The 20152-nt window shown below is 44.2% G+C and carries 17 protein-coding genes; 4 read left to right on the forward strand and 13 right to left on the reverse strand.

What is annotated here, in order from left to right:
- Positions 1-62: 62 nt before the first annotated feature.
- Positions 63-614 (reverse strand): SPOR domain-containing protein, encoded by a 552-nt coding sequence (locus ACQEXP_RS07370; protein ID WP_426969122.1) that lies wholly within the window; start codon positions 612-614, stop codon positions 63-65.
- A 219-nt stretch (positions 615-833) separates the two neighbouring features.
- Between ACQEXP_RS07370 and ACQEXP_RS07375 the strand changes: the two genes are divergently transcribed.
- Positions 834-3518 carry a bifunctional acetate--CoA ligase family protein/GNAT family N-acetyltransferase gene (locus ACQEXP_RS07375; protein ID WP_426969124.1) on the forward strand — a complete coding sequence of 895 codons (2685 nt, stop codon included), beginning with the start codon at positions 834-836 and terminating at the stop codon, positions 3516-3518.
- A 30-nt stretch (positions 3519-3548) separates the two neighbouring features.
- Here the strand turns inward: ACQEXP_RS07375 and ACQEXP_RS07380 are convergent, their stop codons facing one another.
- The 6 genes from ACQEXP_RS07380 to ACQEXP_RS07405 form a co-directional block, all read right to left on the reverse strand.
- Entirely contained in the window at positions 3549-4445 is an 897-nt protein-coding gene (locus tag ACQEXP_RS07380; RefSeq protein ID WP_269374778.1) for a LysR family transcriptional regulator, read from the reverse strand.
- Between the two features lie 130 nt (positions 4446-4575).
- Positions 4576-6609, reverse strand: coding sequence for a TonB-dependent hemoglobin/transferrin/lactoferrin family receptor (locus ACQEXP_RS07385; protein ID WP_426969126.1), 2034 nt, complete (start codon positions 6607-6609; stop codon positions 4576-4578).
- A 503-nt stretch (positions 6610-7112) separates the two neighbouring features.
- Positions 7113-7364 (reverse strand): hypothetical protein, encoded by a 252-nt coding sequence (locus ACQEXP_RS07390; protein ID WP_426969128.1) that lies wholly within the window; start codon positions 7362-7364, stop codon positions 7113-7115.
- A 5-nt stretch (positions 7365-7369) separates the two neighbouring features.
- Complete coding sequence (locus ACQEXP_RS07395; RefSeq protein WP_426969130.1) at positions 7370-9082, reverse strand: SgrR family transcriptional regulator; 1713 nt, start codon at positions 9080-9082, stop codon at positions 7370-7372.
- 76 nt (positions 9083-9158) lie between these two features.
- Complete coding sequence (locus ACQEXP_RS07400; RefSeq protein ID WP_138971484.1) at positions 9159-9392, reverse strand: DUF3389 domain-containing protein; 234 nt, start codon at positions 9390-9392, stop codon at positions 9159-9161.
- A complete protein-coding gene (locus ACQEXP_RS07405) occupies positions 9389-9844 on the reverse strand; it encodes a hotdog fold thioesterase (protein ID WP_426969132.1) in 456 nt (151 codons plus the stop codon). Before ACQEXP_RS07405 ends, ACQEXP_RS07400 begins: the two co-directional genes overlap by 4 nt.
- 92 nt (positions 9845-9936) lie before the next feature.
- Between ACQEXP_RS07405 and ACQEXP_RS07410 the strand changes: the two genes are divergently transcribed.
- On the forward strand, positions 9937-10725 hold the full coding sequence (locus ACQEXP_RS07410; protein WP_426969134.1) for a M48 family metallopeptidase: 789 nt from the start codon (positions 9937-9939) through the stop codon (positions 10723-10725).
- 32 nt (positions 10726-10757) lie between these two features.
- Here ACQEXP_RS07410 and ACQEXP_RS07415 read toward each other — a convergent pair whose 3' ends face one another.
- Positions 10758-11840: a site-2 protease family protein gene (locus ACQEXP_RS07415; RefSeq protein WP_426969136.1), complete on the reverse strand. Its 1083-nt coding sequence runs from the start codon at positions 11838-11840 to the stop codon at positions 10758-10760.
- Positions 11841-12104: 264 nt separating this feature from the next.
- On the opposite strand from ACQEXP_RS07415, the gene ACQEXP_RS07420 reads away from it, so the two are divergent.
- On the forward strand, positions 12105-12662 hold the full coding sequence (locus tag ACQEXP_RS07420; RefSeq protein ID WP_138973568.1) for a PhnA domain-containing protein: 558 nt from the start codon (positions 12105-12107) through the stop codon (positions 12660-12662).
- 104 nt (positions 12663-12766) lie between these two features.
- On the opposite strand, the gene ACQEXP_RS07425 is transcribed toward ACQEXP_RS07420, so the two are convergent.
- The 3 genes from ACQEXP_RS07425 to ACQEXP_RS07435 all read right to left on the reverse strand — a co-directional run bounded on the left by ACQEXP_RS07425 (position 12767) and on the right by ACQEXP_RS07435 (position 16425).
- A complete protein-coding gene (locus ACQEXP_RS07425; protein WP_426969138.1) occupies positions 12767-12958 on the reverse strand; it encodes a hypothetical protein in 192 nt (63 codons plus the stop codon).
- 286 nt (positions 12959-13244) lie between these two features.
- Positions 13245-14204, reverse strand: a complete 960-nt coding sequence (locus ACQEXP_RS07430; protein ID WP_426969140.1) for a TerC/Alx family metal homeostasis membrane protein — start codon at positions 14202-14204, stop codon at positions 13245-13247.
- Between the two features lie 469 nt (positions 14205-14673).
- On the reverse strand, positions 14674-16425 hold the full coding sequence (locus ACQEXP_RS07435) for a bifunctional metallophosphatase/5'-nucleotidase (protein ID WP_426969142.1): 1752 nt from the start codon (positions 16423-16425) through the stop codon (positions 14674-14676).
- Positions 16426-16655: 230 nt separating this feature from the next.
- Here ACQEXP_RS07435 and ACQEXP_RS07440 point away from each other — a divergent pair, with 230 nt between their 5' ends.
- Positions 16656-18287 (forward strand): ATP-dependent endonuclease, encoded by a 1632-nt coding sequence (locus tag ACQEXP_RS07440; RefSeq protein WP_269374789.1) that lies wholly within the window; start codon positions 16656-16658, stop codon positions 18285-18287.
- A 107-nt stretch (positions 18288-18394) separates the two neighbouring features.
- On the opposite strand, the gene ACQEXP_RS07445 is transcribed toward ACQEXP_RS07440, so the two are convergent.
- Positions 18395-18880 carry a DUF1097 domain-containing protein gene (locus ACQEXP_RS07445; RefSeq protein WP_269374790.1) on the reverse strand — a complete coding sequence of 162 codons (486 nt, stop codon included), beginning with the start codon at positions 18878-18880 and terminating at the stop codon, positions 18395-18397.
- 182 nt (positions 18881-19062) lie between these two features.
- Positions 19063-19968, reverse strand: a complete 906-nt coding sequence (locus ACQEXP_RS07450; protein ID WP_426969144.1) for a LysR substrate-binding domain-containing protein — start codon at positions 19966-19968, stop codon at positions 19063-19065.
- Between the last annotated feature and the right edge of the window lie 184 nt (positions 19969-20152).

Here is a 20152-nt window from a genome sequence, read left to right on the forward strand (position 1 = left end):
ACAATACCGTTTGAATGACCATTAATTAAGCATGAAAAAAGGGGCTAAATGCCCCTTCTTCATTAATTTAGCTTGTTCAGCGTTGGATATTGCGAGTTCTTGATTTCGTCAATGCTCTTAACAAAAGGCTGAAGCGTGCGGAATTCTTCAGGTAGTTCAGCTATTGCCGCTTTAGCATCGGTACGTGTTGCGTAATCACCGTAGAGCACAGTGTACCATTTGGTACCATTGACCACTTTGTAGTTTTCCCAAATCGGCTGATTATCGCGAGGAAGTTTGCGTGCAAAGTGATCCACTTTTGTTTGAGAACCGACCGCAACAACCTGAATAGTGAAACCATAGCGTGGGTTCATTGCTTGCTGTTTTGCTGTCGGCGGGATAATTGCTACGGCTGGCTTAGTTTGTGGTTTAGTTTGAACCACTGGCTTCTCCATAGCCACGACATTGCTCTCAGTAATGTCGGCAGTCGCTCCTTGCTGTGTCACAACAGGCTGTTCAACCTTCGCTGCTTTGTATTCTTCACGATAGCTTTCTGAACTGACGTCAGTAACGTATTTGTTCGACACACATGCAGAAAGCACCATTGATAAGCCAACAATCGCAATTTTTTTCATGAAATTTTCAAATGCCTTAACTAGAAATTACTGTAAATCATGCCGTTAGAAACGCTGAGAATCAACCCAACATTCTAATTATATATCAATAGTCTGTGACATAAGGCACAAACTGAGCTGGAACCCCAGTGATCTGATTAAAACAACATCAAATCTTCCAAGCAATCGCAAGCAAGGTTAGATAGGATATTCTTCATCGCCCGCTTTGGAGCATCCGCAATGAGTCACTTGAATCATCTTTTGAAACCTCGTTCTGTTGCCGTTATCGGCGCGTCAATTAAGCCGATGCGCGCTGGCAATATCGTGATGAAAAATCTTTTACACGGTGGATTTGAAGGCGCAATCATGCCTGTTACACCGAAATACTCATCGGTTTGTGGTGTTCTCGCCTACCCCACGATAGATGATCTGCCAATCGTGCCTGATGTCGCGATTCTATGTACCCATGCTCGCTATAATCAGCAGCTTTTTGAGCAAATGGCGCACAAAAGGGTAAAAACGGTCATTGTCCTCTCTGCCGATATGCATTTTGCCAACGACGAGGGCGTAAGTATCCAAGATGCCTGTTTGGAAATAGCAAAACAGAGTGGCATGCGAATCCTTGGCCCTAATAGTCTTGGACTAATCTTACCTTGGGCCAATTTTAATGCTTCCTTTTCGCCCGTTACCGCTAAACAAGGCAAAATTGCTTTTATTTCTCAGTCCGCGGCTATGTGCACAACCATACTGGATTGGGCTAATGACAAAAACATCGGATTTTCAGCGTTCATTTCACTTGGCAATGCGCTTGATATTGATTTTGCCGCTTTACTCGATCATTTGAGTACCGACACACATACAGAAGCAATCTTGCTTTATGTCGATACCATCAAAGATGCTCGGCGTTTTATGTCTGCCGCTCGCGCCGCATCTCGCAACCGCAGGATCTTAGTGCTTAAAGGAGGAAAAACATTAGCCGGACGTATCGCTGCAAGGGCGCATACTGGTGGCGACGATACTCTCGATATTATTTATGATTCAGCCATAAGGCGCACTGGTATGTTGCGAGTTAACAATTCGCATGAGTTGTTCGCAGCGGTTGAAACTCTCACTCACTCTGTACCGCTACGGGGTGAACGTCTGGCCATTATCACTAACGGTGGCGGGCCCGCTATCATGGCGGTCGATACATTACTAGAGCGTGGCGGCCAACTTGCTGAACTGTCTGAGGAAACCATAGAGAAACTCAGCACGATCTTGCCAGCCAGCTGGAGCCATAACAACCCCATTGATATGGTTGGTGATTCCGATCATACGCGCTACGTTGATACTCTCAATGCTCTTATGGATACCGACTGTGCAGATGCGATCTTAATCATGCACAGTCCGTCCGCTGTCGCGCAATCAGAGCAAACCGCCCTCGCTTTAGTCGAGGCGATTAAATCCCATCCAAGGCATAAACGCTTTAACTTCCTCACTAACTGGTCAGGCGAACTCACCGCAAAACCAGCAAGAGATATTTTTACTCAGGCGGGCATTCCCACATACCGCACTCCTGAAAGCGCGGTGGTTGCATTCATGCACCTTGTGGAATATAGGCGTAACCAAAAGCAGTTGATGGAAACTCCCACAACCGCTGAGCCAGTGCACGTGACTGAGATAAATGAAGCGAAAAAGTGGATTGAAGAAAAGTTACTGGACAAAGATACAGTATCTCTAGATACACACCAAATAGGGCCATTTTTACGCCACTTTAATTTTAACGTCCTGCCAACTTGGATAGCGTCAGATTCAAGCGAAGCCGTCCATGTCGCCGAGCAAATTGGTTACCCAGTTGCCGTCAAGCTTCGTTCTCCTGATATCGCACATAAGTCTGACGTTCAGGGGGTAATGCTCAATTTGCGTAACAGTGCCGAGGTAGCCAGTGCCGCTGAAGCCATACTAGATCGGACTAAGCTCTCGTACCCTTCAGCGAATATCCATGGTCTGTTAGTACAGGGGATGGCTAAACTCGCCGGCGGAGAAGAGATTCGAATTAAAGTCAAAACAGACGAAACCTTTGGCCCGGTCATTTTAATTGGTCAAGGCGGTTCCGAATGGGATGAGTCGATAGACGCAGCCAGTGCCCTTCCTCCACTCAACATGGCACTCGCACGCTATTTAATCATCCGAGCGATCAAAAATGGCAAGATTCGACCGCAGAAACTTCCAGAGCCAATGGATATTCACGGATTGTCAGAGTTATTGGTAAGAATCTCTCAAATGGTGGTCGATTGCCCGCAAGTTCACGAGCTGGATATACATCCAGTACTGGCTAACGGTTCCAATTTTACGATCTTAGATGCAGACCTTATACTAGAGCGCTATGAAGGTGATGCTCAAGAGAGACTCGCTATCCGTCCTTATCCTGTAGAGTCGGAAGAACTCATCACCCTAAAAGATGGCGAAGAAGTATTACTACGACCAATACTTCCTGAAGATGAGCCTCATCATGCCGATTTTATTCACAACGTCTCTAAAGAAGATCTCTACAAACGATTTTTCAGTGACGTCGGAGAGTTTAATCACGAGGCATTAGCAAATTTAACTCAAATTGATTACGACAGAGAAATGGCATTTGTAGCCGTCAGTCAGTCTCGTGAAGGTTGCCCTATTATCGGCGTTTCTCGAGCGCTGATTAACCCAGAAAATACAGATGCTGAGTTCGCCATTTTGATTCGCTCAGATCTCAAAGGAAATGGTTTGGGCAAAGTACTGATGACCAAAGTGATAGAGTACTGCCGCAACAAAGGCACCAAGCAGATGTCTGGGATGACGATGCCAACCAACCGCGGAATGCTAATGCTGGCACAAAAACTCGGCTTTAAACTCGATGTTCAGTTTGAGGACGGCATCGCCGACATGGTGTTACCACTCAATGATTAATACGAAGGGAGCGATTCAGCTCCCTTTGTTTTACATCTTTGCGTTTGCTTTCCAGTGTTTCATTAAGTATTGAATACACCAAGATTTTGCTTCGCCAATTTTATTGCGTTTCCATGCAAGGATAATGTCGATCGGTTGAGATTCAACATCGGTAATTGCCTTGAGTTCACCGCGTTCAATCATTGCTGTCGCAAGGACTTTAGGTAAGGTACCTATGCCTAAGCCGGCTTTAAGCGCATCAACCTTGGCTGCGAAATTGGTCACCGTCAAACGGGGTTGCCTCTGGATAATGTTCACGCTGATCGCCGGTTGTTCGCGAGCCGTATCGGCGATGGCGATCACGCGATATTTTTCACGCGCTTTATCATCAAAATGGCCACTACGTTTATGGACGTAATGATCCGTCGCAGCAACCCAAACCATTTCCATGCTCCCAATCACCTCTGCTTTAACATCCTGAGGCAAGGTATCCATCTTTGGGCAAACGAGCAGATCGGCTCGACCTGTATTAAGAGACTCCCAACAGCCCGCAAGGATCTCCTCTTGTAACTTGATACGAGTAGAGCTTACGTTGCCAAGGTCGTTGACCATTTGGAAAAAGTTATTAACCGGAATAATACCATCATAGGCGAGAGTGATATCGAGCTCCCAGCCGTTTGCAAGCACGCTAGCATCATTGACAAGTTTTTCTGTTGCCGCAAGTATCGCACGACCACGTTCAAGGATCAGTTTACCTGCTTCGGTGAAGTTCGCTTTATGACCAGAACGGTCAAAGATCATAATGTCGAGATCTTGTTCCAACTTTTGGATCTGGTAGCTCAGTGATGACGGGGCGCGGTCTAGCTCGTTGGCGGCAGCCGCAAAACTGCCACGTCGTTCGATAGCATCTAGTATATGCAATGCTTCAAGTGTTATTGGACTTTGCATGTTGTTGTGTGTCGCCTTTAAACTTGTTACCGACAAAGATTGCCTGATACGTTAGCACGATAAGGTTCTAGTATGCGCATTTAGATTAAAAAAGCCACCTCAAGAGGTGGCTGGTATGTCATTAGTTTTGCTAGAAATTGTATTGACCGGAAATTCGGAATGAACGACCTGGTTGATACACTTGTGTCCAAGCTTGTCGATAGTTTTCATCCGTTGCATTAATTACTGCAAAATCAACCTTTAGCCCCGTAAGTCGCTCACTTGGCTCCCAAGACGCGTAGAGGTCAACTAAGGCGTAATCTTGGTAAGGCCCTGTCGTATCGTCGTTTGGTAGGCGCTCTTGATCGGCAACCAAGGTTACTTTGGTGCCAAGTTTGGTGTCATAGTCCCACAGTCCGTATTCAGCACTCGCGACCCATTTATCTGCTGGCATCGAAGATAGCCACTCTTGAGTATCGCTATCTTTACCACGAGTCTGTCCATAAGAAAGTCCCAATTCAAGATTTGATACTGCATAGCTGGCCATTAACTCAAAACCTTCAATACGTGCATTTTCGATGTTTTTCTGAGTACTGGTACCACCACACGAGGTGCCTGACGCCATGATACATGAGATCATGCTTGCACGGTCAGGTACCGTCACATCAAGATTGATCAAATCTTTCACATTATTTCTAAATGCCGCCGCAGTAAATGACAGTGTGTCCTCGGCAAAAACATTTTCAAAGTCGAACTGACCCTTAAGTTCAATGTTATGAGATTTTTCAGGATTTAGCTCAGGGTTAGGTACGAAGTCATTGGACGCTGGCCCCATAGAGAAGTGGGTACCAGTCATATACAGTTCTGATGTATTCGCAGCTCGGAACGCTTCATCATAACGTAACGACCATAGCATCCACTCCTGAGCTTGCCATGCCAATCCCACTGAAGGTGATACAGAATCTTTGGTAGTGTTGTCATAGCCCTTAGCTTCAGATTCAAAGCGGTCGTATCTCATACCCGCATCTAGCATCAGCGTCGGTAAAATATCGTAGTTAATATAGGCAAACGCACCAAGATTCGTTGTCTCAGCGTCTTGAGGAAGATCTGGTCGACCTGACACAGACGCTGCACGAGTAGCATCAAGCTGATCTCGATAGGCGTCCAGTCCAGTAAGGACTTTCCACTTCCCTAGCTCAGACTGGTTATTTAGGTTAAACCCTATTGTATCAATCTCTGAAATATCATCAGACGTGTATCTCGGGTCACGCTCAGAGATCTTGGAGCTGTTTTTATACAAAGACGACTCTAAGTTGATAAGTTCCGAGTCTGGGTTATAGGCGTATTTTAGTGCGATAGATGAATCTTTCACTTTTCGCGATATCAGCTTATCTGGGTCATTAACCTGCCCACTAGAATCGCCCACGACTGGCGGACGCCCATCAAGGTCGGCGTATCTGAGGCTTACTCCCAATTTATGGGCTTCGTTTACTTGCCAGTTTAATTTCGCAAGACCAGTCAGATTTTCTGATTTGGTACCATAAAGCGTGTCGCCGTTACCTTGCTTCATATCGCCTGAATCACTGTAACTGCCGGCCAGAATCCAGTCTACATCCTCTTTCTTCGCTGCTATTGCAGCAGAATTTGTCCATACATCGCCATTGTCTTGGTAGCCGAGTTTTACTCGTCCACCAAGCCCCTGATCTTCAATCAAATCATCAGCAGTCAGCGTATTTTGAATGACAACACCGCCAATCGCACCTGAACCATATAGCGAGCTTATCGGCCCCTTGACCACTTCTAAACTACCAAGTAGTGCTGGATCTAAAAAGTAGGTTGGACGATGTCCGTATTGAATATTTTGTCGCGTTCCATCAATTACTTGTAGAACTTTATTACCGCTTAAGCCGCGGATATTGATGGACTGGTTCCCAGCCACATTCGCTCCAACGGCAGTTAAGTTAGGTTCATACTTAATGGTTTCGGCAACAGAATTGGGTTGCATTTCTTCAAGCTGTTGACGATCTATGCCACTCAAAGAACGACTTTTATCTTGATTTGTTTTATCAGCTAAAGAAGCTGTAACAACCAATTCATCAAATGTCGTAGTGTCCTGAGCATGGACATTAGTTGCGCTGAGAGCAAGCACCACTGCTGATGCTACAAGGCTGAAGTTGGCTTTCATTATCCGTAATTTCTCATGTTAAGTTATAGTTCTCGCGCACATTATACAAATACAAATGATAATTACTATCACTTTCATTGAGTAAATATACTACCTATGGCGAGAAAGCTATGCGGATAACAAAATTGTTGATAGCGAAGCCAGAAACTAAAAAAGCCCCTATTAAGGAGCTTTTTGAGGTTCATTCAAAAAAGGAAAAGAGAAATTGGTATGAATAAACCGATTATTTTGCGCTTGCCATCTCTTTCTTAACCATTACAGCTGCTGCAACGATGAAAGCAATGATGAGACCTAGCTCCATTGTAAACCCCTAATGTAAAGTTGGAAAAACCGAAACGAAACTGCGGCTATTCTAACACCTTTACAAAACAATGATACCTATTAACGAGATTTTTACGTTTTTTATCGACTCAGATCAAAAGTCGCACTCTCAAGCGTGTTTTAAACAATTATCGCTATTCATGATGGGAGAAAATGCCACAAAAGAATATTCTGACTATTGGTTACTTCATAGTGACTTTTCCGCCAATAATCTTGAATGCTGGCGTGCCTCGAACTAATGTATCCCTCGCGAATTCGATACCACAACTCGGACAAAAACAGGGCTTATCCGTGTGATCTTCAACTATTCGCTCTTTAAAACATTTAACTAGAGCCCCCTTGCCTCCTTTTCGGTATTTAAACAGGTGAGACTTACATTTCGCACACAATACGTCTACGGTCTTAGAGGGCTGTTTTTTATTGGGTTTTGCCAAAATAACTACTCTTCTTTTTGTTCAAAAGTGAGATCAAAGGCTGGTTTTACCCATACTTTACTAAAGTCGAACCAGCCTAAAGCGTTACATTTAGCGTTTTGTAACGCCCCACACTGGTCTTTGCTGACTCCTAACCAACAATGAAACATTGGGATAAGTTGCATCTTTTCAGCCAGAGATTTCCCTAGCTCTTTCGCTGGAAAACTAGCATTTTCTGTTGCTTGCCACTGTTTTACTACTTTGGTCCAATATTCGAAATCTTTACTAATGCTTAAGGCTTCAATATCACTGTAATTGAGCAACCAACCTGCTAGCGCATCATCTCGATTGGTTGCAATTCCCATCGGTTTTATCCAAATATCCACCTCAGTGGTATCGTCAACTGTCAACTCATACTTAATCAGATTCACGCTCAATCCATCGTGCTTGAGTATCGCTTCAATACATTTCACTAACGTAGGAAACATTGGGTGCTGAGCGTGGTAAGCAATCGTAACGGTTCGGTAAGACGGTGGTGAGGTGTAACCCTGTTTTGTATGATGGTACCAGCCTGGCTTTAGCCCATGAGCAGGCAGAACACCTAGCTCAACGATTTTTTCCTGTGGCAGTTGCTGGAACAAGTTGAGTGTACTTAATCGATGGCAAAAATAACTCGCCCATTCATCACTCACCGCCAGCCCATTTTTACGATTGAGCAGTAACAGTGTGCATCCAGGATCAAGTTCGACTTCATCGCCATAGTTTGCAACGTCCGGCTTAATCGGCTTTGATAGACTTGGAAACACCATCGATGAATGCGCTTCGTCAATTACCCACACTTCCACTCTGTCAAGTAACGGTCTAAAGCCGAAATAGCCATCAAATGCTTGCAATACCAAGCGTTTATTATCATTTTGCACCACTTTATAAGGACCGGTTCCGATCGGAAACAGATCGAAATTGTCGGCCCTGCTCTCACTTGGTAGCATGATTTTCGCGCAGGACTCGGAGAGCAGCAGCGGCAGATGGTAATCGTTTTGTGTTAAGTGAATATCGATTATTTGGTGTGCAGGAGATTCTACACGTGAAAAATGGGAATAAAGATTTTTACTTTTTAGAGACGAAAGGCAATCAACAATGTTTTGCATGGTGAGTAGATCACCATTGTGAAAACGCACACTCGGTCGGATATAGAAACGCCAATGCGTTGGAGTGAGCATTTCCCATGTATGGGCAAGATCAGGTTTTAGCTGCTCAGACTCATCAATCTGAGTCAACCCACTGAAGATTTGTTGAGTAATATGAAGTTCGGAACGTCGCATTGGTACGCTTGGATTAAGCGTCGTCAATGGGCGGTAATAAGGGAGACGAACAACCTGTTGACCCTCTTGATGGACGATACCAAGATAACTCTCCACCACTTGGGCAAGTTTAGCACTATCATGATCTAGCACTTTTAGTGCTTGGCCAATTTTTCCCTCTTCCAAGTATCGTCGAGCAAGATTCTCACTAACATCGGCTCGGCTGCGCTTGAATATGAGTTGCGAAAGTTTTCCTCGTCCAGGGGCAGGATGCCACTCTAACCAGCCCTCTTCTTCCATTTTGTTGAGAACGATACGGGCATTTCGTCGGGTGCAGAATAAGATCTCTGTGATTTCTTCGAGCTGTACACCACAGTCTTGACCTTTGTAATGTTCAAACAGGGTTTCAAATTGGACTCTTAGTCTAGGGCTGCTCATAAAGAGGAAAACTCGTTATTGTTAATCTAACAACGAGTTTCCCCATTTAGTCGCAATGGATCAAGCGATAAATCAATTATTGTATCTCACAGCCTATTTGCTGAGACAGCTCGATTAATTGTTGTTCACTATCCAATTTAACCGACCACTTTGTCTCACTACCATTGGCTGAAATTACATTCGCACCTCTACCAATTAAAGTCACAGCATCGTTCTGTGCTTGCAAGCTCACCATGTGGACTCCGTCGAGCCTAATTACCACTTCAAATGCCGTAGCGATGATCTTACCGCCACTAAACGGGATCATCATTTGCTGGCACCTTCAGCATCAACCGATGTCTTACGCTTTGATTTTACCGCGATGGTGAGTCGGCTAGTACAGACCAGTCTTTCTCGTTCGTCGGTAATGTTAATCTGCCATACTTGAGTCGAAACGCCCAAATGAATGGGTTTCGCCGTTCCAATCACGTGCCCGCTTCGCATTGAACGTACATGGTTAGCATTGATATCTAAGCCAACACAATAACTTCCTTTTGGTACACAGAAATTTGCAGCAACAGACCCGAGAGTTTCCGCAAGAACAACCGATGCTCCTCCGTGCAGCATGCCTAAAGGTTGATGGGTAAAGGAACATACCGGCATAGTCGCAGAGATAAAATCATCACCAAAATCGGTGTAAATAATATTGAGGTGCTCTATCAAAGTGTTTTTTGATGTGTGGTTAAGAAGCTCTAAGTTGATCGGCTGTTTCCAAATACTCATGATTAAATCTACTTTTAACTATGGTTAACAAGGATTGTACCCTAATGTTATGATTTACCAATTGTAATATTGCGTTTGAAATGGAGAATTCGATGAGAACGTGGTTAAAAATTTCAACGATTGCTGCGGCATTGACCGCGATTGCCTGTACTTCATCTCCAACAGGACGCAATCAGTTATTGCTGTTTTCTGATCAGGATATGAGCTCATTGGGGGCGCAATCATTTGAACAAATGAAACAACAGCAAACCGTGAGTAAAGACCCTAAGATCAACGCCTATGTGCAGTGTGTAACCAACGCAATCACTCAGCATGTCCCCAAGCAACCGGGGTTTATGAGTTGGGATGTGGTGGTCTTTGATAGTGACCAAGTCAATGCCTTTGCTTTACCAGGGGGCAAAATCGGCGTTTACACTGGATTACTTAATGTCGCAGTTAATCAGGATCAATTGGCAACGGTTATCGGTCACGAAATTGCTCATGTATTGGCGGATCATAGCAATGAACGTCTATCCCAGTCGCAAATAGCCAATGCCGGCTTACAAATCACAAGCATCGCACTTGGTTCATCAGATTACGCACAATATCGACAAGCAACAATGGCCGCTCTGGGGCTAGGCGTTCAGTACGGAGTCCTGATGCCTTATGGTCGTACCCAAGAATCCGAAGCAGATTTGGTTGGTTTGGAATTGATGGCTAAATCTGGTTTTGATCCTAACCAGAGCATCGATCTATGGAAAAATATGGCCAAAGCATCAGGCGGTAGTCAACCACCTGAGCTTCTTTCTACTCACCCTTCACACAGTACGCGTATTCAAGATTTGACGGCCAAGATCAAGAGCTTGCCTAACTATTCAGTTGCTCGCGTTAACTGCTCATAACAATAAGGGAGCCATTGGCTCCCTTTTCTCAACTAAGTACCAAGAATGAGTAACGGTAGTTGAAGCAGTTGGTCACCCGTTGAAGCAAAGAACCAAATAATTCCAATCAAACTCGCCACTAACCCGACATACCAAACTGCGGATACAATCTGACCATAACGATCGAGCGGTAATAAGTGACTATGATGACGACCACGCCATTCAAATACGATCTCTAACATCCCCATGATGAGTAAAAAACCGAATAGCGTTAGACCAAGTGAGTAACTTAGTACCACTCCACCAGCGGCAGCCGCGGTACATAAAACAATTCCCGCAACGCTGTTCATCGAAAAGCTGATGCTTTTTAACACATGCCCGCCATCGAGAGGCAAAATCGGCAACAAGTTAAATAGATTTAGGAATGCATTGAACACCGCTAGACCCGCAAAGAACATTTCGCCTGTGATCAAATAAATCACTAACAGTACGACAGACAAAATCAACCCAAACATGGGGCCCATTATCGAGATAACGACATCCTGCCAACGCGTATTTATTTTCTCGTCACTCAGTGCCAAACCACCGAGAAATGGCACTAGATAGATACCTTTGGTTTTCATACCGAAGTATTTCATCGCTTTAACATGCCCATACTCATGAAAAACCAGGCAAGCAATCAAAGCGAGAGCAAATTGAAAAGAGAACAACCAGGAGTAAGCTGCAAGGCTAGCGGAGGCAAGCACAACCTTAATCAACTTGGCACTCTTGAGCGCTTTCATGCCTAGCGAGACTAATCCTATAAGGCTAAAGCGTCTTTCTTGCGGCGGTGGCGTATGCGGGACTTGTTGCTCTATGTCCTTGGTGTCGCGAGTGCCCTTAGCGATAACTTCCCCATTTGCACTGGCTTGGTATTCCAAAGTGAATGGTTGCCACACCAAGGTTGCATTCAAGCGGCATTCAAGCGTTTGTTCACCATTCATTAGTGTAAACATATGCTCCGTATCGCTTCCACGTTCAGAATCCGCATCGAGCTGAGAGACAAGCTGATTGTTCCAAAACAATTGTTGCCAGCCAGCCATAGAACCTTCAAGACGAAGGGGCTTGCCTAAGAAATCAATGGATAGTAATTCCAACGTCCGTGACCTATTAATTTGAAATAAAGACGCGCTTGATTATGCCTATTGAGACTATAGAGGTAAAGAAAATGCTAACAATGTGACATTGTCACACTGCGTAAGCTATTGACACGATGCATTTTGTTACTTGATTGATTACAAAAGTCAGCATTTGGCAATTTTATAGCGGGAAAACCTTTGCTATTTCCAATAGCCCTTTCATTTCGACGGATAAAGTGCATAATAGCCGCGTTATTAACACCTAATATATGTGAGTCCATTATGTCTTCTGAAGCTACTATGCTAGAACGCTGCCAATCTAAATGTGAACTATGTGCTGCTGATGCACCATTAACGGCATACGCTGTTCCACCGCACAGCCACGTGACAGTAGATTACGGCATCATGGTCTGTGACAAATGTCTGGGTGAAATCGATGAGCCAAAAGACATTAACCACTGGCGTTGTCTAAACGACAGCATGTGGAGCCAGGTACCAGCTGTTCAGGTAACGGCTTGGCGTCAACTAACTCGTTTGAACTCAGAAAGCTGGGCGCAAGACGCGCTAGACATGATGTACATGGAAGAAGATCAAATGAACTGGGCAATGACGGGTATGTCGGCTGATGACAAACCTCTTGATTGTAACGGCGTTGAGCTTAAAAAAGGTGACGACGTAACAGTTATCAAAGACCTGCCAGTTAAAGGCACTAACCAAGTCATCAAGCAAGGCACGGTTATCCGTGGCATCAGCATTGGCGATGATCCTAAGCTTGTTTCTGGTAAAGCGAACGGCGGCCAATCAATGTACGTTATCGCGGAATACTGCCGTAAGAAGTAATTCCCCCAAGTACGAAAAAAGCGTTCAAATGAACGCTTTTTTTATTTCTATGTACGGATAAAAAAATGCCAGCAACATGGCTGGCATTTCTTCTAATATTTCTATTAGCGATATAGACCGATATCTTTTTGCATATGACCAGACAAATCAGTCGCGTACTGCGCACTTGGTTCGCTGTTATCTGCAAATAGAATATCTAGTAAGTGTGCAATCAATCCTTTGAAAGAAACCGAGTAGGTTTTTTTATCCATAGAGATAGGTGCTTCGATAGTACCCATTTGCATTGCTTGTGCCATGATTGCCTCTCTATAAACTGCTTAATTCGTTTTGTTGCGCTAATGATAGGCAATATTTTTTCGAGCAAAAAATGACAATTTTTGGATATTCACATTAGATTTTCTAATAAAACAACTCTTTAACACCTTGCGTTTTACTTAATCCAGATTAAGTAAATAAAAATCCGAAAAACAACATTTTTGATGAATGCTTAGTCAACAATGGTGATATATCCCGTTTTGATATCACAAATATTTTACAATATTTCGCATTTCAAAACGGGACGTCACTCGAAAACCAATTAGTTTATTTATTGGTAGTTGCAATGACTTGTTCTGGATCATTTCTCTGTTTCATGATCGAAGCCACCACAGCTATCGTCATCGTAACCAACAATACGCACAACGAGACCGCTGTTGGTATTTCCCATGCAGAACCCACTAACATCATCTTAATGCCGATAAACACCATGATGAATGATAGTGCAGGCTTGAGATAGATAAACTTATCCATCATGCCTTGCAATACAAAGTAAAGCGAGCGTAAACCAAGTAGTGCAAATACGTTTGCGGCCAATACGAGGAAAGGCTCTTGCGTGACAGCGAAGATGGCTGGGATGGAATCGAGAGCAAACATAACATCCATAAAAGCGATAACCGCAATAACGATAAACATCGGCGTTGCAATGCGCTTGCCCTGCTCTACAACAGTCAAAGCGTTACCAGCAAACTGGTCACTTACTGGGACGAATTTGCGAATAATACGCTCTGGTAATGGGTTGATTTCCTCATCGCCTTTATCACGCGCCAATTGGATACCCGTCCAAATCAAGAATAGAGCAAATACATACAGTATCCAGTGATATTGAGCGAGCAATTGAGCCCCTACTGCGATCATAATTGCACGTAAGATTAACGCACCAATCACACCCCACAGAAGCGCACGTGGACGGAGATGCTCAGGGACCATGTATTGATGGAATATGATTGCAAATACAAACAGATTATCAACACTCAGAGACTTCTCTAACAAGTAACCGGTGATAAATGAGACGGTTGCTTTTTCCGGCGTATATAGACTGCTAGGCGCATAGAGATCCCAGAACAAGTAGATGGACGCAGCAAAAAGAAAAGCGAATGCAAACCAGAATATACTCCAGATTGCGGCTTTTTTGATGGTAATTTTCCCACCACGAGTTTGCCAGATATCAAGGGCAACCAGTGAAAGGGTCAGAATGCCGAAGCAGATGTAAGTAATAGGGGTCATGTGTCCTCCAAATGCGGAGGGATCAACAGAGTCATGAAATGTAACGATCCCAACCGCAAGCAAACAATTCACCTAACTTTTTGTGTTAAGTGCCATTTGATTACGTTGGTCTCGTCGAAATAATCCCGATGGAATCCATCAGAATTACTTATACTTACCGGAAAGATAGAATCTAACGAGATGACGATAAGTAAACCAGAGGCGACTACTCCCCAAACAAGGCGAATTCTATGCCTCAATGAGGCATTCGTCCATAGCTAAATTCAAAAAGGAGCAAATATATTTGCTCCTTTTGTTTGGTGTCCTGCGGTGTTCGTTGTGACGGTTAAACTCCACCCACAGGAATAAAGTAGACTAATGCAGACCATACGCTAATCCAGCTAATGACCACTGCAACGTCTATCCAATCTTTACTCCACATAATACCCCCTTGAGTATTATTGATACATAGCATGAACCCAAGGAGTAACTAGCAACCTTTGTGCCATTGAATAGAACTGATATCGGGTTGTCGACGATTGAGTGTTTGCGGCTTATCTTCCAGCAGCTGGATGAAGCAGTCGGCCATGGAGACTGAGGTTACAACACCTTCATCTTCCATGTTCAAAATCGCGTCGTAACCTTCTTTTCCTTTCATCGTATATGCCGATGAAGAGCCGTGATATATACGCTGGTGGTCAACGGGTTGCCAGTTGCCACTCGAATCTAAAATCATTAAATCCTGTATACGGCTACCCATTTCCTCATCAGACAGGTAAGTAAAGCGTAGATTATGTGTGTAAGGAAACGAGCCATCCCCTGTCCCTTCAACGCCGTTGTTTAGCGCGTTATTAATTGCCCCTTCTAAAATGAGCGGCAAGTATTGACCTTTAATTTTGTAGATACCGATCGGTACGGCAAATGGCAGCAGCTTACCTGCCACATCCGCTACGGATACGTTTCCTGCGTTAAGTGAGTTCCTCACTCCTCCGGCATTATGGAGCGCAAAATCTACTTCATACCCCATCTGAGTCATCTTGTAATGGAATGAGTGTGCCACTAAAGGGGCGAGTTGACTCGGACCTTGTTCATCTGGAACGCGGATGTGACGCAATTTTCTATCGGCTGTCGCAATGATCTTACCTTGTAAAGCCACCACCTGATTCCGATACTTCTCTTGCAACACTGTCTGGAGTGCAGGATCTTTTTTACACACAACAACATTTGGATGTGAGTTAATAAACTCGCGTGCTTGTTGATATGGTGTGTCGTCATGAGTTTCGCTCATGCTTGCATCAATAAACAGTCGTCGACCAAGTAGTAGCTCATTTTGACCGTTGAATGAGATCAGTTCACCATTGGCCGTAAACTCCAAATCGCAATGACCAAGGCTCAAAGCATGATAGCCCGCTTGCACTACGTAGGTTTGATTGACTTTTACGCCATACTCATCATCTTTAGTTAAACCTAAATCACTAAAATCACCCTGCAAGCGATGACTATGTCCGCCAACAATCACACTGATTCCATCGACGTGGTTGGCGAGATCTAAATCGGCTTCGTATCCCATATGACTGAGCAAGATAATCTTGTTGATGCCCGCGTGGTGCATCTCTGCTACCGTATTTTTTGCTGTTTCGATTGCGTTAATAAAGGGCGTGTCCCAGTCTGGATTTGAGATATCGGCCATCTTGTCGAGCGCTAAAGAAAAGATAGCAATTTTATCGTCACCAAGCGGTTTCTCTATCCAACCAGCGCTATGAGTGACGGCGTTATAGCTCACCACCTTCGGATTGATTGACAGTCTATGTGTCTTATTCTGGGATTCGTTACTTAGATCCCAGTTGCCAGCAAGCAGCGGGAAATTAATCTGAGTTGCAAACTGAGCGACTGGTTCATTGCCCATGTCTAATTCATGATTGCCTAACGCCATCGCATCAATATCTAAGCCATTAAGCATGGTGGCATTTGCTTCTCCTTTAAACAAAGAGAAGTACAAGGTCCCTTGGAAGCAATCTCCCGCATGAAGAAAAACAAATTCTTGGTCTTGAGATTGTGCCTCTTGACGCAACTGTTTTACTCGCGTGGCAATACGCGCAAAGCCTCCAGCACTAACATAGGGTGCTAAGGCGTGTCCATCGACATTGATAGATAGCTGAAGGGATGTAGGTTCAAAATAGGAATGTGTATCGTTGATGTGGGCTAGCCGCAGCCGTGTTGTTTTATTTTTTTTATCTGTCATATCTTTTCTCTCTTTTCCGCTACATCCTACCTTATCCAACATGACAGATTCATTATATTTCACATTTATTTTGAGAATGATATTTCATATACATCTGAATGTATGATGACGGTCATAGTTAAAAACCGAGTCGAAGATTGATGTTAGGTTAAGACTTTGTGACCTAAATGTCTGCTGTGTCAGCATTTTTCTATTATGCTTATCATAACAACAGTCATTGAGGTCACTCTATGAAGCTAGAGCGAATTGAGATTTCCGGGTTTCGTGGAATCAAACGTCTTTCAATCGCATTCGATGAACTCACCACCCTAATTGGTGAAAATACTTGGGGTAAATCATCACTCCTAGACGCGCTTTCTGTTTCACTCCCACCAGAGGGCACACCGTATAGTTTCGAAATGACAGACTTCCACGTCGATTATTCCATCGCCCATCCCCAGACTCAGCATCTGCAAATCGTACTAAGTCTGGTTTCTACTGACAAAAATGAAATTCACGCAGGTCGCTATCGTAAGATCAAACCCGTTTGGGTTGAGGACGAACAAGGCGTTAATCGAATTATCTATCGATTGAGTGCATCACGTGTGGCGTATGATATCGAGACTAAGTACAGTTTTCTCGATCTCGAAGGAAATCCATTGCCGTTGCATCACTCCGAAAAGCTGGCACAAGAACTGATGAGTCTCCATCCGGTTATTCGACTCAAGGATTCACGTCGTTTTGAACGCCCTATTCACAACGGCAACAGCGTCAGTTCCCGTGTAGAGAAACGGATAGACAATACTTGCCGCCGTTTAATGGCGATTCCCGGCCACGTCAACAAAGGTGAAATGCGTAGTAGCCTTAATTCTATGAATGCCTTAGTCGAACACTACTTTTCTTTTAAATCCAATTCTCGCAAAAATCTACGCAAACAGCGTGATGGTATTTTCTTTAATGCGCCTCAAGGTACCAAAAGTATTTCTCAGGTGGTTGAGGAAACAAAAGACAAACAGACTCGCTTGCTGTTTATGGGGCTGTTAAATGCTTATCTTCAAGCGAAAGGCCCAACGACACTAAGACGTTGCGCTCGTCCACTTTTGATCATTGAAGATCCAGAAGGCCGTTTGCACCCTACTCACCTCGCGCGCGCATGGGGGTTGCTACAACTTTTACCTATGCAAAAAATATTAACCACGAATAGTGGGGAGTTACTTGGTCAGGTTCCATTATCCAGCATTAGGCGCTTAGTTAGACAGTCGGATCGTACGATTACCACTTACTTATCTGAGCAAGGATTTGGCCGCGACGATTTGCGACGCATTGGATTCCATATTCGCTTCCATCGCTCAGGTGCGCTGTTTGCTCGGTGTTGGCTATTGGTTGAGGGCGAAACTGAGGTATGGCTATTTAACGAGTTGGCTAACCAGTGCGGTTACAACCTCGCTGCGGAAGGGGTGCAAATCATCGAGTTTGCTCAGTCAGGGCTAAAGTCATTAATCAAAGTCGCCAAAGCTTTTGGAATTGACTGGCATGTTGTAACAGATGGTGATGCCGCCGGTAAAAAGTATGCTGCGACCGTTAAAGCTCAGTTGGGTCATGACCAAGAGCGACACAGACTAACCGAACTACCGGATCGAGATATAGAACACTTCTTGTATAACAATGGATTCGAGCCATTTTTTAAAAATATGGTCAAGATTCCACTTGAGCACCCTATTCCCGCCAAAAAGGTTGTCACACGAGTGCTGAAAAAATACGCAAAACCGGATCTCGCGCTCGCCATCGTTTCCCATTGCGAAACCAAAGGCAACGAATGCATTCCAATCTTATTGCGCTGGACATTGAAACGTGTCGTCACAATGGCAAATGGCAACACATAAAAAAGCGGCATCTATAACTAGATGCCGCGTATCAAAAAATACTGATACAAATCAATCGGGGGTGTCCTGAACAGCTTCGGTATAGCAGTCAGGATGGTTATCTAAAGCTAAGGACGCGCTTGTAAACGGCCATTAGCCTGAGATTGGTTCGACTTCTGATAAAGCCACATACCGCTCGCTTTCATTAGGTAACCAAAAATGCCACCTAAAATCAGAGAAGGAATCACTAGCTTCCAGTTACCATCGGCTGCAAATGTTGCGCATGAGCCAATAAAGGTGCCAGGGATATAACCTAGCCAAGCTTGTTTCGCTTGCACACACATAACAAATGCAACAAGGGCTGTTATCACGTAGCCAAGGATTTCTAGTGAAGCGAATTGAGATGCGTAAATGATCACCATCGCCCAAAAAACGCCACTCATATTAGTTATCAAACTAACTGATAACCCTTTTAGTCCATCGTTTGGCGACGCAAAATAGCTAGTACACCCCAAGAAGCCCGCCCAAGAAAGCAGCCCTAGAGAGATAGCTACCCACCCCCAAAGTCCGGATAAAATGCCTGTTGTAAGTGAAATTGCGACTAGAGTGCTCATTACGCCTCGCTCGGTGTGCTTAACCACACATCAAAAGTTCAAGTAAGCATACTAGGCAATTTTACGGCGACAACACACAACATAGATCACACAATCAATAATGAAATTGCATTCCAAATCATCAAACTTGTGACGTAATCGATATTTCAACAGTTTTAGTTAATAAGCTTCATTGCCTTTGACTACAACACTGACGGCTTGCCTTTCATCATTCGCGCACCTTCTCGCTTAATGCACTCGACAAGCGGGTTTTCAATCATATCTGCGCGCCATATAAAAGAGAGAGTCCGCTCCATACTAAGTTCTGGAACATTCAGAGCGACAAGCTGACCACTTTCAATGAATCGCTCAACATCAAGATAGGGTAAACAAGTAAGATATTGTCCATTTTCAACCATACTGCGAAGCACTGGAACGTGTTCGTATTCGCGCCACACATCGAGATCTTGAATCAAATGGTGTATCGAACTGTCAAAAATCATTCGTGTCCCGCTGCCGTGCTCTCGCAATACCCAACGAGCTTGCTCAAGCTGCGCCAAGCTTACAGTTTCATGGCGTGCGAAAGGATGATGAGCAGCAGCAACCACCGTTAGATGATCCCGACACCAAACCTCCTGATGCAAGCGGCAGTCATCACAACGTCCTTCGATAATACCAAGGTCATATTTGTAGTCGAGTACGCCCTCGATAACACTGTCGGTGCTTTTGACGTTAAGTGAAATACGCATTTCAGGAAAAGAGTTATCAATAATACTGATAAGGTCAGGCACCAAATGTTCTGCTGGCGTTTGGCTTGCACCAAGCTTAACGTGGCCACTAAGCAAATGCTGTTCGTAGAAGCCCATTTCAATCTGTTGTGCATCTTGCAAGAGGCGTTTTGCTTTTGGGCGAAGCCACATTCCCCAATGAGTCAGAGCCATCTGCTTTCCTTGGCGTTCAAAGAGCGGACGGCCGAGCATCTTCTCCAATTGAGCCAAAGACATGCTTGTCGCAGACTGAGTTAATGCGAGTTTATCCGCAGCCAAACTGACACTGCCGGTATCGGCAACTGAATCAAATACTGCAAGCTGTTTTAATGAATATCGCATAGCGATCCAATCCTTTGCTATTGAGGGTGTTTTCTACACACATTACTACGATCAAATGTCAGATTGACCCGACATATACGCAAACCGTTTCATTTTACGCTCCTTCCACGCCATATCAATATTTTTGATGTGGTTTTTAAAAATTATCAATTTTACCTCTAGTGCTCCTCACCCTAATCTGGTT

Origin of the sequence: Vibrio sp. TRT 1302 (assembly GCF_050113875.1) — a bacterium.
Taxonomy (GTDB): Bacteria; Pseudomonadota; Gammaproteobacteria; order Enterobacterales; family Vibrionaceae; genus Vibrio.

Bases quoted from the DNA above. Each gene is read 5' to 3' on its own strand.
- ACQEXP_RS07370 (WP_426969122.1), bottom strand. From the start codon at position 614: ATGAAAAAAATTGCGATTGTTGGCTTATCAATGGTGCTTTCTGCATGT.
- ACQEXP_RS07375 (WP_426969124.1), top strand. From the start codon at position 834: ATGAGTCACTTGAATCATCTTTTGAAACCTCGTTCTGTTGCCGTTATC.
- ACQEXP_RS07380 (WP_269374778.1), bottom strand. From the start codon at position 4,445: ATGCAAAGTCCAATAACACTTGAAGCATTGCATATACTAGATGCTATC.
- ACQEXP_RS07385 (WP_426969126.1), bottom strand. From the start codon at position 6,609: ATGAAAGCCAACTTCAGCCTTGTAGCATCAGCAGTGGTGCTTGCTCTC.
- ACQEXP_RS07395 (WP_426969130.1), bottom strand. From the start codon at position 9,082: ATGAGCAGCCCTAGACTAAGAGTCCAATTTGAAACCCTGTTTGAACAT.
- ACQEXP_RS07400 (WP_138971484.1), bottom strand. From the start codon at position 9,392: ATGATGATCCCGTTTAGTGGCGGTAAGATCATCGCTACGGCATTTGAA.
- ACQEXP_RS07405 (WP_426969132.1), bottom strand. From the start codon at position 9,844: ATGAGTATTTGGAAACAGCCGATCAACTTAGAGCTTCTTAACCACACA.
- ACQEXP_RS07410 (WP_426969134.1), top strand. From the start codon at position 9,937: ATGAGAACGTGGTTAAAAATTTCAACGATTGCTGCGGCATTGACCGCG.
- ACQEXP_RS07420 (WP_138973568.1), top strand. From the start codon at position 12,105: ATGTCTTCTGAAGCTACTATGCTAGAACGCTGCCAATCTAAATGTGAA.
- ACQEXP_RS07425 (WP_426969138.1), bottom strand. From the start codon at position 12,958: ATGGCACAAGCAATGCAAATGGGTACTATCGAAGCACCTATCTCTATG.
- ACQEXP_RS07430 (WP_426969140.1), bottom strand. From the start codon at position 14,204: ATGACCCCTATTACTTACATCTGCTTCGGCATTCTGACCCTTTCACTG.
- ACQEXP_RS07435 (WP_426969142.1), bottom strand. From the start codon at position 16,425: ATGACAGATAAAAAAAATAAAACAACACGGCTGCGGCTAGCCCACATC.
- ACQEXP_RS07440 (WP_269374789.1), top strand. From the start codon at position 16,656: ATGAAGCTAGAGCGAATTGAGATTTCCGGGTTTCGTGGAATCAAACGT.
- ACQEXP_RS07445 (WP_269374790.1), bottom strand. From the start codon at position 18,880: ATGAGCACTCTAGTCGCAATTTCACTTACAACAGGCATTTTATCCGGA.
- ACQEXP_RS07450 (WP_426969144.1), bottom strand. From the start codon at position 19,968: ATGCGATATTCATTAAAACAGCTTGCAGTATTTGATTCAGTTGCCGAT.